A 16,530-nucleotide genomic window follows, 5' to 3' on the forward strand; every position below is an offset into this window, starting at 1 on the left:
GCGAGTTCCATGCCTTGAATGTGACTGAAATCGCAAGCCAAACAGCTTCTTTCACCATGAAAGAAGCTTTATCTGCAATAAGCTCACTACTTCTTGATCTCCTCAAGCGGCATGTGATGCCCGTAAAACGTCTTTTCCCTTAGAATCGGGGCTGTCCATTTCACAGCATTGGCAATGACGCGCTGCACATCTTTGTTGTGGTAGGTAGGATACGTCTCGTGACCTGGACGGAAATAAAAGATTTTCCCTTGGCCGCGACGATACGTGCATCCGCTGCGGAATACTTCGCCCCCTTGAAACCAACTGACAAGGATTAATTCCTCTGGTGTAGGAATATCGAAATGCTCTCCGTACATTTCTTCCTCTTCCAAATCGATATATGGTCCAATCCCCTCTACGATTGGATGCGATGGATCCATGACCCACAATCGCTCTTTCTCGTCCGCTTCTCTCCATAGAAGATCACAGGAAGTGCCCATCAGTTTGCGGAACAATTTGGAATGATGACCTGAGTGAAGTACGATCAGCCCCATACCCTCATGTACTCGTTTACATATACGATCAACGACGATATCTTGAAAGCCCTTATGCTCAACGTGTCCCCAATAAATAAGGACATCCGTCAGATCAAGCTTTTCTTGGGTTAACCCATGTTCAGGCTCATTGAAAGTTGCACAGCTTATTTCAAATCCATCCTGACGAATTCCGTCAGCAATAGCTCCGTGCATACCTTTGGGATAGATCCGAGCTACCTCTTCTTTTCTTTGCTCCTGAAGGAATTCATTCCATATCGTTACTCGGATCATACAAGCTCCTCCCTTTTCACATTCGAATGGTGCGATAAGCTTCTCGTTACGCCGTCTTGCGCTGAATCTATTATGGCTTGCAGCACTTGTTGGTTGCGGTATCCATCGATAATGGTCGGGAGCGAAGAAGAGTTCTTTTGCTCCAAATAATCTACAAAGTCCTGCAGCATCGGCTTCATTGATTTCTCATCCAAGTGAATAACAGACTCGGTCAGTTGTAGATTTTCGCCCGATCTTAGCGTTAGATGAACCTCATTTGGCTTTTCGACTGACATTCGGACCGTGCCCAAGTCGCCAAACAAGGTAACGTTGAATTGATTCCCCGTGCCAATTGCATTCTTATGGGTATAGAACGACCCCATCACGTTGCCTTCTAATACACACTGGAAGCCAGTAAAATCATCCACATCAACTTCAGCGTATTCCCCTGTTCGCTTATCCAATCGGCGATTCGTAAACGTGGTCATCATACCTGACACCTGCGTAAATTCGCCTACAAAAAAGCGTGCCGCATCCACCATATGTGAGCCAATATCCGCTAATATGCCGGATCCTGCCATCTCTTTATTGAATCGCCACGTGTATTCCTTGTTAAACATTGGCGCGTTTTCCTCTTGCAAATAGTGCGCAGCGATATGCCGGATTCGGCCTAAAGCACCGTCCGTAACGAGCTGCTTCACGTATTGGAAGCAAGGTCTATACCGATACGAGAAGCCGATCATACAAGGTATCGGATTTGCTTCATACAACCGTATTAAGTCATCCGCCTCCTCCATGGTTCGGGTAAAAGGTTTCTCCGAAAATATCGGTTTACCGCATGCAATCGCCACTTTCAAGATGTCACAATGGAACTTATTGGATACGCCTGAAATGATGAAATCGATGTCAGGATCGGCTATGATGGCTCGATAATCCGTGTATCGCTTCTCAGCTGGCAAATTCAGACGCTCACCGACCTGTTCCACCGCTTTCGCATTCACATCACAGATGGCGGCAACGTTTGTATTGCTAATTTTCGCAAGATTGTTCATATGATAATCGCCGATACCGCCAAGGCCAATAATGCCTACGTTCCATTGTTTATTACTCATCATGTTCGCTCCCTTATTTGCGATCTTCCTCGTGACCAATCGTCGAGACTGAATTTCGCTCTATAATTTTGCCTTCAACAATGATATTTTCATCATAATCACCTTGCAGCACGCCTAATTGATGCATTAACAACCGGACAGATTGGGCACCTAATTCAGATGGCTGCAAATCCATGCTCGTCAAAGATGGGTTCGATTGCACCATCATCGAGTTATCACCGCATATCACAAATAATGAGACATCCCCAGGTACACTAAGATTTAGATCCTTAATCGCATTAAGAACACTGAATGCGGTACGATCATCGTCCGCAATAATCGCGGTCACTTTTTTCTTTTGCTTACCGAGAATATCGATCGTCTCTTCATACCCATAATCCATATATTCACTGGAGTTCAGCTCAGGCTTATGATGAATCATGTGCTCCTCCACGTCTAGTCCACGATCCTTCATGGCTTGAATGAAGCTAGCTTTTCGGTCAATAGAAACGGTCATATGCTCATTCGCATTCAAAAACATAATATCTTTATGGCCTTTGCCAACTAAATACTCGCAAATATTGGACATCATCTGTCCATTATCGTTATCTACGCTTGTAGAATGCTCTATGTTTTCATTCATCACATGACCTACCGTCACAAAAGGGATCTGTCCCATATGCATGAGGTTGATCCGTTCATCATTGGCCGTAGGCCTCATCACAACAGCACCATCTATCGGATAACTCGTCAAAAATGGCGTTTTCACCTCATGTACAGGAATAATATCTAATAGGACCCTATACCCATAATAAGCTGCTTCCAGAATGACCCCGTTGATAAACTGCGTATGAAATGCGCTAAAAAAGAAGCTGCCGTGCGGTATGGTTAAGCCAATGGCCATTGTTTTCTTGGTAACCAAGCTTCGCGCAGTATGATTAGGGACATAATTTAATTGTCTAGAAACACTCATCACACGCTCTCTGACTTCGTTGCTTGTCGGTCTTTTTTGGCTAAAGACATTGGAAACTGTCCCTTTTGAGACTTTCGCTAGCCTTGCAACATCATCAATTTTTGCCATGTTTGGGTAAACATCCCTTCGTTACAATATCCGTTTATTCCAATTGTGCATTAAGCTTCTCGACCAAGTCAATTAAATCTACCGGATTGCTAATGGTATAATCAGGTCTTTGACTTTCGTCTTCATGCACCTTCGGGTATCTTGACGTCCAGCTCAAGAAGATGCTCGTAATCCCCATTTGATTAGCACCTTTCACGTCTCGGCTTAGGTTATTACCCACCATGACGATTCTTGAGCAGTCCTGCTCTGTGAGTTCTAACGCGCCCATCGCCGCTTTAAACATACGAGGACTTGGTTTCGAGTCCTTAATCGTTTCGGAATAAATCATCGTGGTAAAATAATCATACAAGCCATGATCTGTTAGCATATTTTTGAACGATTGCGCTCTCCCGTCAGCTACAAGAGCCAGGATATAGCCACGTTCGGCAAGTGTCCTCACCATCACATCAGCCCCAGGAATCAGATCAGCTTTAATCACAATATCATGGTCATCTCTAATTTCGGTTCCTTCATCAATGATGGTATCTCCACAGTCCAGGAAAACAATCAGTTTCTTCGCATTGGGATCAATCGCTATATGATCTTTCGTTGTTGGTTTACTCATGTACGACACCTCTTAAGTTTAATTGATCTGCATAATGACAAGCTGCGTAATGTTTGTTGCCTAGATCCTGCAGCTTCGGTTCTTCCTTCACACATTTGTCGGTCTTATACATACACCTAGGATGGAAATGACACCCGCTAGGAGGATTGGCCGGATTCGGTACTTCACCTTCGAGAATGATTCGGTCCTTCTTATAATCCGGGTCTGGCTCCGGTACGGCTGACAGAAGTGCCTCTGAATAAGGATGCTTAGGCGATTGAAAAAGAGAATCCACAGGTGCTAACTCAACAATACGCCCCAAGTGCATCACCGCCACACGGTCGGAAATGTTTTGGACGATAGACAAATCATGCGAGATAAAAATATACGTTATCTGAAGCTGCTTCTGCAGATCCTTCAACAAATTAATAATTTGCGCTTTGATTGAAACGTCCAAGGCCGATACGGCTTCATCGCAGACGATGAGTCTAGGATTGGAAATAAGCGCACGGGCAATCGCGATACGCTGTCTCTGTCCCCCTGAGAAGGCATGCGGATAACGCTTGAGGTAGCTGACATTTAATCCCGTTTTCTCAGCGATTAAGGTCACTTTCTCATCCAGCTCCGCTTTCGTTAGCTTAAAATTAGCGAGTAACGGCTCCGAAATAATGTCATACACACTCATTCTCGGACTTAGCGAGGAATACGGATCCTGAAAGATCATCTGAATATCTTTCCTGAATTTCTTGAATTCCTTCCCGCGAAGGCCTAGAAAATCAACTTGCTCATCGCTTTCCGTATGGTAGATCACTTCCCCAGAGGAAGCATTCATTCCCCTCACGATGCAACGGCCTAGCGTTGTTTTCCCACAGCCTGATTCACCAACTATACTTAGCGTTTCTCCCTCCATGAGTTCGAAAGAAACATCGTTCAACACACGAACGGATGAAGGCCTAGCAAACAATTTATTTTTGTCTTTTACTTCAAAGTTTTTGATTAGATGGTTTACTTTCAAAATAGGTTTAGACATAGGTACGCTCCTCACCTTCCTTCGTGTAAAGGAAACATCTAACCATATGGTTATCGGATATCCGCGTTTTGGGAACCGCTTGTTTGTTGCATACCCCTTCAATGCGATCCTTGCATCGGTCATAGAAACCGCACATCGGAGGCATATCGATTGGCATTGGAACGGTACCCTCGATCGATTCTAATCGTTTATTTCTATTCCCAGCTAACTTAGGCATGGAATTGAGCAAGCCTTTGGTATAGGGGTGTTTGGGATTTTTGAAAATTTCGCCTACGGTCGATTGCTCGACAATCTTCCCTAAATACATGACAGCTACTTCATCGCACATCTCAGCAATGATGCCTAGATCATGCGTGACAAGCAAAATCGCCATGCCAAACTCTTTTTGAAGTCCCTTCATCAGCTCCATCACTTGGGCCTGAATCGTTACATCGAGTGCAGTCGTGGGCTCATCGGCAATTAACAATTCTGGATTACAGGATAAGGCCATGGAAATCATCGCACGTTGACGCATACCACCAGAGAATTCATGCGGGTACTGGTCAAATCTTTTCGCTTCATCCGAAATGCCCACTTTACTTAACATTTCAAGCGCGATTTTTTTCGCTTCTTTTTTATCTTTGGTACGGTGGATTAAAATGGATTCCATGATCTGATTGCCAATGGTATACATCGGTGAAAATGCCGTCATCGGCTCTTGAAAAATCATCGCAATTTTCCGGCCGCGAATGGATCGAATTTGTTTACCCTTTGTATCAAGCGATAACAAATTTAATTCATGTAACTCCTTCTCCGACGTGGAGTGATACACAATCTTACCGGAAGTTTCGCACTCTTTAGGATTAATGCTGATAATAGCTCTGCTGGTTAAGCTTTTCCCACAGCCAGACTCGCCAACCAGTCCAAGTGTTTTCCCTTTTTTTATATCAAAATCAACGCCATCTACGGCCCTCATTTCCCCATTATCCATCTGAATACGAATCTTGAGGTCTTGCACGGACAGTAAGGGTAGTTCGGATTGTGAATCAATAACAGCTTTTAATGTCATGACATTCCCCGCCTTACCTTAGTTTATTTCTTGTATGGATCGGCTGCATCACGCAAACCGTCGCCTAGAAAGTTAAACGTTAATACGGTAACAATGACAAATCCGAGTGGAATTAGCTTCCAAGGATACAAAGCAATGTTCTCAATTTGCTGTGCTTCCTGAAGGAGTACACCCCAGCTGGTCGCAGGAGATCGTATGCCAAGCCCTAGAAAGCTCATCGCTGTCTCCCCCAGAATCATACCTGGGATGGCTAGTGTCGTCGCCACAACCAAATAGGAGATAAATCCAGGCAAAAGATGCTTTATGATAATTTTAGCGTCGCTAACACCTGCTATTTTAGCTGCTAAAACATATTCTTCATTCTTTAATGATATAAACTTTCCTCTCGCAACCCTGGCTAAATCCGTCCAACCGATGAATGCAAAGATGATGACGATATACAGATACATGGTCACGACGGGAACGCGGGCTGGTATGGCAGCTGATAAGGCCATCCATAAAGGAAGCGTTGGAAAGGAACGAATGATTTCAATGAACCGCTGAATAACAGAGTCAATCCATCCACCGAAATAACCGGATATGCCTCCGATAAACAAGCCTAAGACGAAGCTTATAAACACGCCAATGAGCGGGATACTTAATGAAATTTGACTGCCCAGAACAACACGCGACAATAAGTCTCTGCCCATACCATCTGTACCGAAAAGAAAGATACGACCGGGCTCATCTACACCAAATAGGTGGGTTTCCGCCCGGATCAAGCCGAGAAATTTGTAGCTTTCCCCTTTTACCAAGAAACGCAGCGGATGACGAACACTCTCGTCCTGCACAAACATTTTCCGCAGTGTAACAGGATCTCTGCCTGATTTGAGCTCATTAACAAATGGTCTCATATGAAAATGGCCTTCCGCGTCCTTGAAGCTTAGTTTCGTAGGAGGCGCATTGACATATTTACTGTCGTAGCTTTGTAATCCATAAGGCGCAATGAACTGAGCAAAGATCGCAGCTAAGTAGAATAAGCCTAAAATAATTAAACTGACACGAGCTAATTTATGTTTTTTCAACCTGCGATAGATAAGACGCCACTGTGAGCTGTAGTAGACATCGTTGTTTTTGGGACGCTTGAATCTGGTCGATATTTGATTTCCTATTGATGTTATTGGTTTCATAGGTCACACACCTCTGAATGCCGTGCGAATTTTGGGATCAAGCCATGCCAACAAGATATCCGAAATTAATGTTCCCACAACCGTTAACACGGCCATAAATAATAACCACGTGCCTGCCAGATACATATCCTGAGCTAATAATGCGTTGTACATGACTGGACCTTGAATCGGCAAATTCAGAACAATCGCTGTAATCGTTGAACCTGTAAAAATGGACGTTAATGACCATCCAAGGGTACTTACGATCGGGTTGAGCGCAGCGCGCGTCGGGTATTTCAGTAATATTTTCGTTTCCGATAAGCCTTTGGACCGTGCCGTCACCACATTCGGTTTATTCAATTCGTCCAGCATTTGCCCTCTCATAACTCGAATGAGTTCGGCTGTATTCGCTAAACCAATGACAATAACAGGGATAATCATATGCTTCAGCAAGTCAAGAATTTTACCCATCGACCATGCCGCACTTGCATACTCACTTGAAAATAAACCTAACAATGGATCACCAAAATACACGTAGGACAGATACATGAGAATGATCGCCATTAAAAAGTGAGGTGTAGCCATACCAAGGAAACCGAATGCTGAGAAAATGTAATCACCGATGGAATATTGCTTTACTGCACAATAGATCCCGATCGGAATAGCCACCGCGTACGTAAACACCATCGTCGCCAGAGAAACGATCAAGGTTAACGCCATAAATTGCGATATCACGCTCAATACAGGCTTGTTATAGCTAAACGAGTATCCGAAGTTGAAATCGGTGAATATGTTTTTCATCCAATCCAAATATTGAATAAACCAATGTTGATCCAATTTTAAGGCAGCTCTCATTTCAGCAATATCTGCTTGTGTCATGACTTCACCCGCTGCAGACATCTTCGCCGCATACGATGAAACATAGTCACCTGGAGGTAATTGAATGATATAGAAGACGATTACGGATATAACAAAAACGACGGGTATGACCATAATGATTCTTCTTAAAATATATTGGAGCATCTAGATCCTGTCCTCTCCGGTTAATTCGATGATTCTCTTGAAACGTATACTGGGGAAATCAACTTTCCCCAGTATGTCGTTACCAATGATCTATTGTTTAATAAAGAATTGAGACGGATGTCCATGACCTAAGCTGCGGAATTCATCCGCATAAATTAAATTCTTAGGCACATTGCCGATCTTGTTAGATGCAACAATCAGCTTAGGTGTTGGGCCTGCATAACCAATCAGCCATTGATTCTTTTGATTGAGTTTAATGATTTCATTGCTCCACTTCGTAATATCTTCCTTGGTTGTCGAGGATTTAACTTTATTCCAGTAATCCAAAATCAACGCGATATCACCTTCCGGCTTAACGCCGTCTTTCCCATTGGATGACGTGTACAAGCCATAATTTCCAAGCCACGGTGTCAATACGCGCAGCGGTACAAGTGTATCTGGTCTAAACGCTACATTGACGAGCGAAATATTTTCTGTCGTTGCTGGGATCTTATTCGCGTATTTGAGATCATTATGCGTACCGGCATCTACAACTTTGATATCGACCTTGATACCCACTTTTTCATAATATTTTTTGACTAATTCCAAGAAAGTTGCTGTATTCGTTGTGTTCTCAATAACCGTAATTGTGAGATCAGATCCGTCAGCGTTCAAACGGAAATTGTTTTTATCACGTTTCGTCAAACCGATTTCATCCAGAAGTTGATTCGCTCGTGCTGGATCAAATTTACTCCATTGATCGGCCCAGCCTTTTTGATAGCCAACCAAGCCTTCCGGAACGGAAGCTTGTTGAGGAGCTCCTAAGCCGTTCGTTACAATTTCTGAAATTTCTTTGCGGTCGACCGCAACAGAAACAGCTTCTCTAAATTTAATGTCTTGGAAAAGCTTACGCAGATTAGGATCACCTATAGTCTGATTGAATTGAAGACCCGCACTCGACCATGCTGCTTGCGTCCAAGGCGTGACAGTGAACCCAGCTTTTTTCTCATTTTCTTTCAATACCGTGAAATCTTTAAAATCAAAGTCAAGTAGATTATAATCGCCAGCTAATGCGCCAAGAACTCTTTGTGCTGGATCCTGCACTTTGGTTGCTACGAGACGGTCCATATAAGGCAGTTGATTGCCTTCGCTATCCACTTTCCAATAGTAAGGATTACGCTCCATAATAAATTGATCACTATTCGGATCGTTTTTAGCTACCCAAGGTCTTAAGTTTGGGATCTGAGGATTAATCCAATCGTAATAGCCTGTTGCTACCAAGAAAGATTTCACATCGGCAAAGCCCCATTGCTTCGCAATTTCAAGCGCCTTCGCATCACCTACAAACTCAGGTAAGATCGTTTTTTGGAAATGTGCCGGTGCAAAGAACCATTTGTTATCAATGGCAACACGCTCTAGAAATAGCACGCTAGGATATTTATGAGTAATTTTAAACGTATAATCATCCACTTTAGTCACTGTTGCCAATGCCTTTTCTCCGGATACAGGATCGATGGAGTAGTAAGCATCATAAATCTTTTTACCGAATGTTTCTTTCGTAAGCATATGTTCCCAATAGAACAGGACATCATCTGCTGTAAAAGGCATACCATCTGACCATTTCATTCCTTTTCTCAAATGAATCGTGAATTCCGTTGAGTCTTTATTCACTTCAAAGCTTTTGGCAACGTTAGGCTCAACCGTACTTCCATCCTTATTAAAACGGAAGAGCGACTCCTCGGTCGGTGCACCAACCGTCCAGCGATCATTGGGTCCTGCCCAAGGCATTTTCCAGTCTCCGCCGTACTTACCGATCTCATCCGTTACCTTTTCGACCATAATATCTTCCTTAACAGGCATCCGATCTGTCACTGGCTTAAGCGATCCTGCAGTAACAAGCTTAGCTAACATCGGGGCTTCTTTGAATCCGCTTATCTTTGTAGCCGCTGGTGCAACTGGACCTGTTGTTTCTTTCACTGCTGAGCTTGCTTTTGGTTCACTCTCACTCTCACATGCCGCAAAAACAACTGCAAATACCAACATCATCCCAATAAACAAACCACTTCTTTTCAAGCCAATCCCCTCCATAATGTTAAACTTGTTCTTCCTTATGCCTTATCGCTTAAATTGGAAATCGGTACCTTTCACCTCCAAGGTAGAATATCCTTAAACCGGTTTAATTAGATTATAAAATTTTTTGATCTGTATGTAGTTAAACCGTTTTAATAAAATGTAAGCGCTTAACTCAAGCTATGCGGGTGCTCTTCCTAAGATGTTAACTTTCCTATTCCGCTTTGTTAAACCGGTTTAATACAATTGATTGTAAGCGTTTGCTTTTTTGCTTATTTGTATCTTACATCGGATTTGAATCGTTTGCAACCGTTTTTTTGGAAGAATGTGGGGGGGTCTCTGTGGGAACGGCGAAAGGGTAATCAGGTGCGTTGCGATGTGTTATAATTGAGCTAAAATGGTCAGTGGTTAGAGAGGAATAATCCCCATGCGCAAAGGTGAACAAACGAAACTCCGCATCATTGAGAAATCGGCTGTTCTATTTAATGATAAAGGGTACACAGGCACGACGATGCAAGATATTATGGACGCGACTGGCTTAACGAAAGGAGCGATCTATCGCACTTTCACCAGCAAAGACGACATTGCGATTGAAGCTTTCCAATACGCTGGACAAGTCTTATGGCAGCATTTCTCCGCGGCCATCGAACTTCAGGACACGGCAATCGGTAAAATTTTAGCCATGTGCGATGTGTACCGGGATACCGTCCATAACCCTCCGATTCAAGGCGGATGCCCCTTCTTAAATACAGCGGTCGAAAGCGACCACTCATTTCCCGTTCTTCGAGATCATGCTACCCTGGCATACACGCAAATGTTGGGATTCATTCAATCCTTATTGGCTCAAGGGGTGAGTACCGGAGAATTTCAACCGGAAATAGAGTTAGAATCTGTGGCTTCTTTTATTTTTTCAACCATTGAAGGTGCCATCATGGCCAGCAGGCTAACGCGTGACAACCGTCATGTCGCTTATGCCATGCAACATATTGAACGGCTGCTCATGACCTACAAGGCTCATTAGCAGCCGTTTTTCTCTACGCTTGTTCAGTGCACTCGTCTGCCTGTAACCTTCGATGACGGCAGCATCCCTGCTTTGGCAGTTCCACTCATAACGTCACCTTGCACCGTTACCTCGAACTTCAAATTCAGTCTCATCGGCTTCTTCACCTTCTGCATCCATGTCATTTGACGACCGTCCCAGGTAGGATTAAGGAGTTCGTCAACCTCGTCACCTTGTGTTGCTGTCCCCGGATGGATCCGTCCTTCATGGAAATATGCAGCATGACGGACATTTTACCAATAGGCGTTGCGATCATCATTTGCCACGTGCCTTCTATCATCGAATCTCCATCGGTAGTCTCAGCAACGAAAGGGATAAGCAGATCTTCGCTAGATGGATCTGAACTCACTGCGAAGTTAATCGGCACCATACCTTGTGCACGCCACACCGTCCCCCGCCGTTCATACTCAAATAATCTCTCTACAGCAGATGCGATTTGGGGCCTTACTTCACGCTCCACCAAGTACAGGGCTACATCAAGTCCTGATGTCACACCTCCCCCGCTTACCAACCGATGTCCATCCTCAACGACTCTGGCTTCAATCGGAATTGCACCCGTGGCTCCTAAGGCAGACATCCCCAAATGATTCGTGACCGCATACCGCCCCTCCTTCAGATCATTGTCGTGTTAGGTTTTCTAAACACAGTTCGAATAACGATCTCAGCAGCCAGCATGAGACAGATAATCGATCCATACACGGCTATGGTATAGCTGGTTGTATACGCAAGGCCGACTCCATCGTGAAGCAGCGCAGTTATGGTATGAATCGTGAGATTCGTAAACACGAAAGCATAACTCCTCGTCATCCACTTGCGATGTTGATTGACCTGTATTTTCTTGATCTTTACGATTGCGACGATGGTCATAACAAGCCATACAATATTCATCAAGTTAAACCCCATGCTGCTAGCTTTCCCACCTGTCGCATATGGTGCCATATATCCGGAAGTGACGTCAACGATGACCACGGAAATCAAGTAGAAATACCCGTTCATACGATGGAATTTACGATACTTTTTCAAGATAACTGTAGAGAAATTAGCTGCCCCCGATAGCATAGCCATACATGCGAAAATGACATGTACATTCATCACTTTCAGCCAGACTTCCGTATGTAAAACTCGTTTAAGCGTATCTTTATGGCCTAGAAATACGGTTGCTTGCGGATCAAGAACGAAGTTGGCGTACAAGACGTACACGATAAATACAACTGTTATTAATAACATGAATAAGTAAGCTTTTTTACTAGTGGACATACCTTCATCCTTCCTATGGAGGAGCTTTTAATTAAAAAACCGAACCGTACGGTCTTTTTTTATTATAATATAAACCATAGCTTTTCTCCTATTGAATTGTTACAAAAATAGGAAAGAAGCAAAAAAGCGACCTCTTCATTGAAGGGGCCGCTTTGGGTTAATGTGAGGGAATCCAACCTAAGATTTGCAGGATCGTTAATACCACTTCAATAACAATGAGAATCACAACAATCCATTCAACGAACAGGCCTCGGATGGAGTGACTAATGTTTGAAAAACCTTCCAAGATGTGATACAAAATATCCGTTTTGCTTTTAAGAATTTTGAACCGATCACTCAACTCAAAAAATTCAATCATCTCATCGTAAAAATGGCCCGCAGAGCTGTTTGACCAAGTCAAATCAGGTTTATCCAATATCATGATATACGCAAGGGTGTTATATTCATGACGAACAATTTGAGCTGTCGTTCTTGCCAATTCTTTGTTGCCTACACGAAGCTTCCCTTTTTCAAGTCTATCGATCATTATTTCGAGACTATCATGAATTTTCCCAAGCTGTTCCTCAATCTTTTCAAGTGCAACTGATTTTGCAAGGACTGTCGAGATTAACTCCGGGTAATAGGGCTCAAATTCAGCGACTACGACATACTTGTCAGTCAATTCCATGTTAGCGATTTGCTCAGTGTGGAGCCTGTAGTTTTCCGTGTATTTCTCTGAATGTTGAAGATCGATATCTGGTTCAAATGTCTGAATAAACTTCAAGAAGCTAGCTATTTCTCCCTTGTCTAGGTGATTAACAAAGACAACGCTTCCGAAGGAAAACACAAACACTTGTTGTAAGCCCGCTATATCTTTATGGAGAATCTTAGAAAGAATGTCACCTCTTAAACTTAAAGGCTGTTCCCACGTAAATTTTTTGGGAATCCCGCAATAGTTGGCAATTTTGTTCAAATCGATTTCATTCGTTATGGCTAAAGCTTTAAAGGTTATATCCTTCATTGTCACCACTCATCTGTCTGAAAGAGTTTTACTCCTATTTTGGACAGAAAAAGTGTTCTTCAATCCTCGCTCGTTGATACCATGCGTAGCCATGCTAATTTCTCTTGTAGTACAAGATAGAAAAGTATACACTTTTCTTTGGATGATAGTTTTCCTTGGTGTTTGATAAAATAAACGAGACTATGGGGAGGCAACATAACGATGGCACATACAGCCGAAATTAAAAGAGTACAATCCTTGCTCCGCCATGCACAGCAACTATCTGGCGCTAGCAACCAAGCTGATGAAAGAATTAAGAGCTTGAGCAGCAGATTAGAAGCGCTTCAACAACTTGCGGGTGAGCATGTAGCTCCAAGCGAGACAGAAAGCGGCAGCTCTGAGGTAGAAGTAAGTGAAGAGACGAATGAAGTGAATGAAGAGGCGAATGATGAAGTCGCTGTAGCCGAAGAACAACCCGCTCCAGATCCGCAAAATGAGTAGCTAATCGTTATGAATGCCATAGTTAACTAATTAATTTTAATTTTGCTTTTTTGAGAATAAGCTTCTGGTATAGCACAATGTATCTATCTAACAACTGACTAACGGATACGACTTTCTCATGTGTTAGGCTACCATTGATCTCCGCTTGATTGATCATTTCGAATCGCAAGCTGTCAATTTTCTGCTGAAGTTTGGATTCCATCGTATCCATCTCCGTTCTAGTTATAAGGATGAGTTACTTTGCCTATATCTGTATAGTAAATGAAGACTATTAGATTACTATTAGAAATTGTTTGTGAGAGTGTTAGTTTATTACGTTAACTACCAGCACTCCTTCTGGTTCAAAGAGAAGAGGCCAACCTTAAGTAGTTTGTCACTACTTGAGGTTGGTCTCTTCTCTTTTTTATCTGCAAATATTACATGCCAAGTTGAACATATAGGGTTACTTTTTCCACTTTCATGGGCCGCCCAGAAGCCATTGGTCCACCAATTGATGCCATCGGTGATCTCATCTCTTGGATTATCCACGATCCGATTATCATGAACGCCGTTTATCGTTGTATATGGAATTTTGTTTCTTGATTTTCCACTAACCCAGTCCATCTTCGCTCTGATTTTATCTATCACGTATATCTTCGATTTCATGTCTAGATCGTCCAAATCCAACTAAAAGAAAAAATTTTATTCTTTTTGAACTGTACGAAGTAGAACACAGTCTAAGAAGTATTGTTTTCAGGAATTGACACATTGGGGGATTTAACATCATGAAGGAAATTAAACAAAATCATCGGCTTTTTATGCCTGGATTGGATGGGATCAGAGCGCTCGCGGTTCTTGCTGTAATTAGCTATCATCTCAACTGGGGATGGGCCTCAGGGGGATTCTTAGGAGTAAGTGTATTTTTTGTACTCTCCGGTTACCTGATTACGGATATGCTGATTGAAGAGCGAAAGAATAAACAACGTATAGATCTAAAAAGGTTTTGGATTCGTCGCATCCGCAGATTGCTTCCTGCAATGGTGGCTATGATAATTGCTGTTGCCGTCTATCTAGCAGTTACGAATATCCCGAGGTTATTTTCCATACAGGGGGATATTTGGTCGGCTTTAACATATACAAGCAACTGGTACAACATTTTTCACCACATCTCTTACTTCGAGAGCTTCGGACCTCCTTCGCCTCTAGGGCATCTTTGGTCGCTTGCCATTGAAGAGCAATTTTATTTGATATGGCCGCTGCTTGTCATTGGCTTGAGTCGTTTCTTTAGCCCAACACGCGGTAAGTTTGTTTTACTTACACTCGCCGGAGCTATCCTTTCTTTCGTCGCGATGGTGCTTTTATATGAACCTGGCACGGACCCCAGCCGGGTATATTACGGAACAGACACAAGGGCGTTCGGGCTCTTGATCGGTGCATCCCTTGCTTTTATATGGCCAAGTAGTAAACTTGTTGACCCTAACTTACGCAAACATCGTTTGTGGATAGATATGACGGGTGTGATTGGACTATTGGTTGTCATCTATATGTTTATTCGAACTGGAGAATACGATCAATCGCTGTACACAGGTGGAATGCTCATCCTTTCCTTCGTATCATCTTTCGTTATTGCAGCGGCAGCAAGCCCATCTAGCTTGGTTAGCAAAATTCTCGGTTGGAAGGCTCTACGTTGGATCGGTAAACGGTCTTACTCCATTTACCTTTGGCATTATCCTGTAATTGTCATAACGAATCCGACTAGTCCTACTACGGATACGAGCTACTTTCTCCTAATGATTCAGCTCGCGCTCAGTATCGGATTAGCTGCTTGGTCCTACTCCTTTATTGAAACCCCTTTTCGAACTGGTGATTGGAGCATTTGGTCCAAAATCGTCAAACTTCGGTTGAATGGGATGACAACGCAAACTCCATTTAAGTTTTTAGTTAGAACCGTACCGCTTGTCATACTTATGCTGATCTGCGTTTCCAACATCATGAATCTGAGCATATTCTCTTCACAAAGTTTGACGAGATTAGCTGGGACTGCCTCGCCTGCGGGTCAATCACCCGAATTAACGAGCGATGTCCTGACTACCTCTCCTGATGTTAATCAATTGCTAGGTTTGACAAGCCCTGTCCCGACATCTACACCTATAGCTGAAAATTCGCTTGCTACGACAAGCCCTGCACCAACAGCATCAACTAAAGCTGATAATGCACCTGCACGGACAAGCCCCGTCCCGACGGTACCTAAAGCTGAGAATCCAGCTATACTCACCAGCCCTTCCCCAACGGTATCGCCTAAAGCTGAGAATTCAACTGCATCGACAAGCCCTGCCCCGGTTAACGCTTCTGGCGCTAATAACCCAGTTCTGTTAACCCAAAGCGTTACAGCTATCGGGGATTCCGTCATGCTGGGCGCTGCTCCGGTTTTGGAGAAAATAATTCCAGGGATTACCGTAGACGGGAAAGTCAGTCGGCAACTGTCGCAAGCTCCTGACATGATCAAGCAATTCAAAGCCGATAACTCGTTAGGCCGGATTGTCGTCATTCACCTCGGTACGAATGGACCTTTCACCTCAGAACAGCTTGATTTTCTGCTCGAGATGATTGGAGAAAACCGCAAGATTATTCTCATCAATACACGTGTGCCCAAAAAATGGGAGTATGTGGTAAATGGCACTTTGACAAGTGTAAGTAGAGGGCATGCGAATGTCAAACTCATCGACTGGTATTCCTTTAGTGCAAATAAGCCAGATTGGTTTGTCAGTGATGGTGTCCACTTAACAGTTAAAGGAGCTGAAGCTTACTCCAAACTTATTCTAGATGCTGTTAATGCTAGGAGTAAGTTAGATCATAAGTAAGTAGCCGGTAAACCTGCGATGGCAGTAACAAAACAAGAAAATAAGAGGCAGGCTT

At 43.3% G+C, this 16,530-nt stretch carries 18 protein-coding genes; 3 read left to right on the forward strand and 15 right to left on the reverse strand.

The window, feature by feature from the left end:
- Window positions 1-86: 86 nt before the first annotated feature.
- The 9 genes from ACSQ8O_RS24100 to ACSQ8O_RS24140 form a co-directional block, all read right to left on the reverse strand.
- The gene (locus tag ACSQ8O_RS24100; protein ID WP_436243688.1) at window positions 87-806 is read right to left on the reverse strand and encodes a ThuA domain-containing protein; all 720 of its coding nucleotides are present in this window, start codon (window positions 804-806) and stop codon (window positions 87-89) included.
- Complete coding sequence (locus ACSQ8O_RS24105) at window positions 803-1,900, reverse strand: Gfo/Idh/MocA family protein (protein ID WP_436243689.1); 1,098 nt, start codon at window positions 1,898-1,900, stop codon at window positions 803-805. The genes ACSQ8O_RS24100 and ACSQ8O_RS24105 overlap by 4 nt, the downstream gene beginning before the upstream one ends.
- Before the next feature lie 10 nt (window positions 1,901-1,910).
- Entirely contained in the window at window positions 1,911-2,957 is a 1,047-nt protein-coding gene (locus tag ACSQ8O_RS24110; protein ID WP_436243690.1) for a LacI family DNA-binding transcriptional regulator, read from the reverse strand.
- 34 nt (window positions 2,958-2,991) lie between these two features.
- On the reverse strand, window positions 2,992-3,561 hold the full coding sequence (locus tag ACSQ8O_RS24115; RefSeq protein ID WP_056622955.1) for an HAD family hydrolase: 570 nt from the start codon (window positions 3,559-3,561) through the stop codon (window positions 2,992-2,994).
- Window positions 3,554-4,570 (reverse strand): ABC transporter ATP-binding protein, encoded by a 1,017-nt coding sequence (locus ACSQ8O_RS24120; protein ID WP_436243691.1) that lies wholly within the window; start codon window positions 4,568-4,570, stop codon window positions 3,554-3,556. The genes ACSQ8O_RS24115 and ACSQ8O_RS24120 overlap by 8 nt, the downstream gene beginning before the upstream one ends.
- Window positions 4,563-5,618, reverse strand: coding sequence for an ABC transporter ATP-binding protein (locus tag ACSQ8O_RS24125; RefSeq protein ID WP_436243692.1), 1,056 nt, complete (start codon window positions 5,616-5,618; stop codon window positions 4,563-4,565). Before ACSQ8O_RS24125 ends, ACSQ8O_RS24120 begins: the two co-directional genes overlap by 8 nt.
- A 23-nt stretch (window positions 5,619-5,641) precedes the next feature.
- Window positions 5,642-6,787, reverse strand: a complete 1,146-nt coding sequence (locus ACSQ8O_RS24130; protein WP_436243693.1) for an ABC transporter permease — start codon at window positions 6,785-6,787, stop codon at window positions 5,642-5,644.
- 3 nt (window positions 6,788-6,790) lie between these two features.
- Window positions 6,791-7,789: an ABC transporter permease gene (locus tag ACSQ8O_RS24135; protein WP_056622946.1), complete on the reverse strand. Its 999-nt coding sequence runs from the start codon at window positions 7,787-7,789 to the stop codon at window positions 6,791-6,793.
- 90 nt (window positions 7,790-7,879) lie between these two features.
- Window positions 7,880-9,841 (reverse strand): ABC transporter substrate-binding protein, encoded by a 1,962-nt coding sequence (locus tag ACSQ8O_RS24140; protein WP_436243694.1) that lies wholly within the window; start codon window positions 9,839-9,841, stop codon window positions 7,880-7,882.
- A gap of 424 nt (window positions 9,842-10,265) precedes the next feature.
- On the opposite strand from ACSQ8O_RS24140, the gene ACSQ8O_RS24145 reads away from it, so the two are divergent.
- Complete coding sequence (locus ACSQ8O_RS24145; RefSeq protein WP_436243695.1) at window positions 10,266-10,859, forward strand: TetR/AcrR family transcriptional regulator; 594 nt, start codon at window positions 10,266-10,268, stop codon at window positions 10,857-10,859.
- 23 nt (window positions 10,860-10,882) lie between these two features.
- Here the strand turns inward: ACSQ8O_RS24145 and ACSQ8O_RS24150 are convergent, their stop codons facing one another.
- From ACSQ8O_RS24150 to ACSQ8O_RS24165, 4 genes are all read right to left on the reverse strand, one after another.
- The gene (locus ACSQ8O_RS24150; RefSeq protein ID WP_436243696.1) at window positions 10,883-11,023 is read right to left on the reverse strand and encodes a hypothetical protein; all 141 of its coding nucleotides are present in this window, start codon (window positions 11,021-11,023) and stop codon (window positions 10,883-10,885) included.
- Window positions 11,020-11,475, reverse strand: a complete 456-nt coding sequence (locus tag ACSQ8O_RS24155) for a hypothetical protein (RefSeq protein ID WP_436243697.1) — start codon at window positions 11,473-11,475, stop codon at window positions 11,020-11,022. The genes ACSQ8O_RS24150 and ACSQ8O_RS24155 overlap by 4 nt, the downstream gene beginning before the upstream one ends.
- 35 nt (window positions 11,476-11,510) lie before the next feature.
- Entirely contained in the window at window positions 11,511-12,125 is a 615-nt protein-coding gene (locus tag ACSQ8O_RS24160; protein WP_436243698.1) for a DUF2306 domain-containing protein, read from the reverse strand.
- Window positions 12,126-12,312: 187 nt separating this feature from the next.
- The gene (locus ACSQ8O_RS24165; protein ID WP_436243699.1) at window positions 12,313-13,155 is read right to left on the reverse strand and encodes an RMD1 family protein; all 843 of its coding nucleotides are present in this window, start codon (window positions 13,153-13,155) and stop codon (window positions 12,313-12,315) included.
- A 201-nt stretch (window positions 13,156-13,356) separates the two neighbouring features.
- Between ACSQ8O_RS24165 and ACSQ8O_RS24170 the strand changes: the two genes are divergently transcribed.
- Window positions 13,357-13,635, forward strand: coding sequence for a hypothetical protein (locus ACSQ8O_RS24170; RefSeq protein WP_056622932.1), 279 nt, complete (start codon window positions 13,357-13,359; stop codon window positions 13,633-13,635).
- A 22-nt stretch (window positions 13,636-13,657) separates the two neighbouring features.
- On the opposite strand, the gene ACSQ8O_RS24175 is transcribed toward ACSQ8O_RS24170, so the two are convergent.
- On the reverse strand, window positions 13,658-13,837 hold the full coding sequence (locus ACSQ8O_RS24175) for a Spo0E family sporulation regulatory protein-aspartic acid phosphatase (protein WP_436243700.1): 180 nt from the start codon (window positions 13,835-13,837) through the stop codon (window positions 13,658-13,660).
- A gap of 119 nt (window positions 13,838-13,956) precedes the next feature.
- Entirely contained in the window at window positions 13,957-14,280 is a 324-nt protein-coding gene (locus tag ACSQ8O_RS24180) for a hypothetical protein (protein WP_436243701.1), read from the reverse strand.
- A 119-nt stretch (window positions 14,281-14,399) separates the two neighbouring features.
- Between ACSQ8O_RS24180 and ACSQ8O_RS24185 the strand changes: the two genes are divergently transcribed.
- The gene (locus tag ACSQ8O_RS24185) at window positions 14,400-16,475 is read left to right on the forward strand and encodes an acyltransferase family protein (RefSeq protein ID WP_436243702.1); all 2,076 of its coding nucleotides are present in this window, start codon (window positions 14,400-14,402) and stop codon (window positions 16,473-16,475) included.
- The last annotated feature ends 55 nt before the right edge of the window (window positions 16,476-16,530 follow it).

Source organism: Paenibacillus sp. LjRoot56 (genome assembly GCF_964253335.1).
GTDB classification, from domain to species: Bacteria; Bacillota; Bacilli; order Paenibacillales; family NBRC-103111; genus Paenibacillus_E; species Paenibacillus_E allorhizoplanae.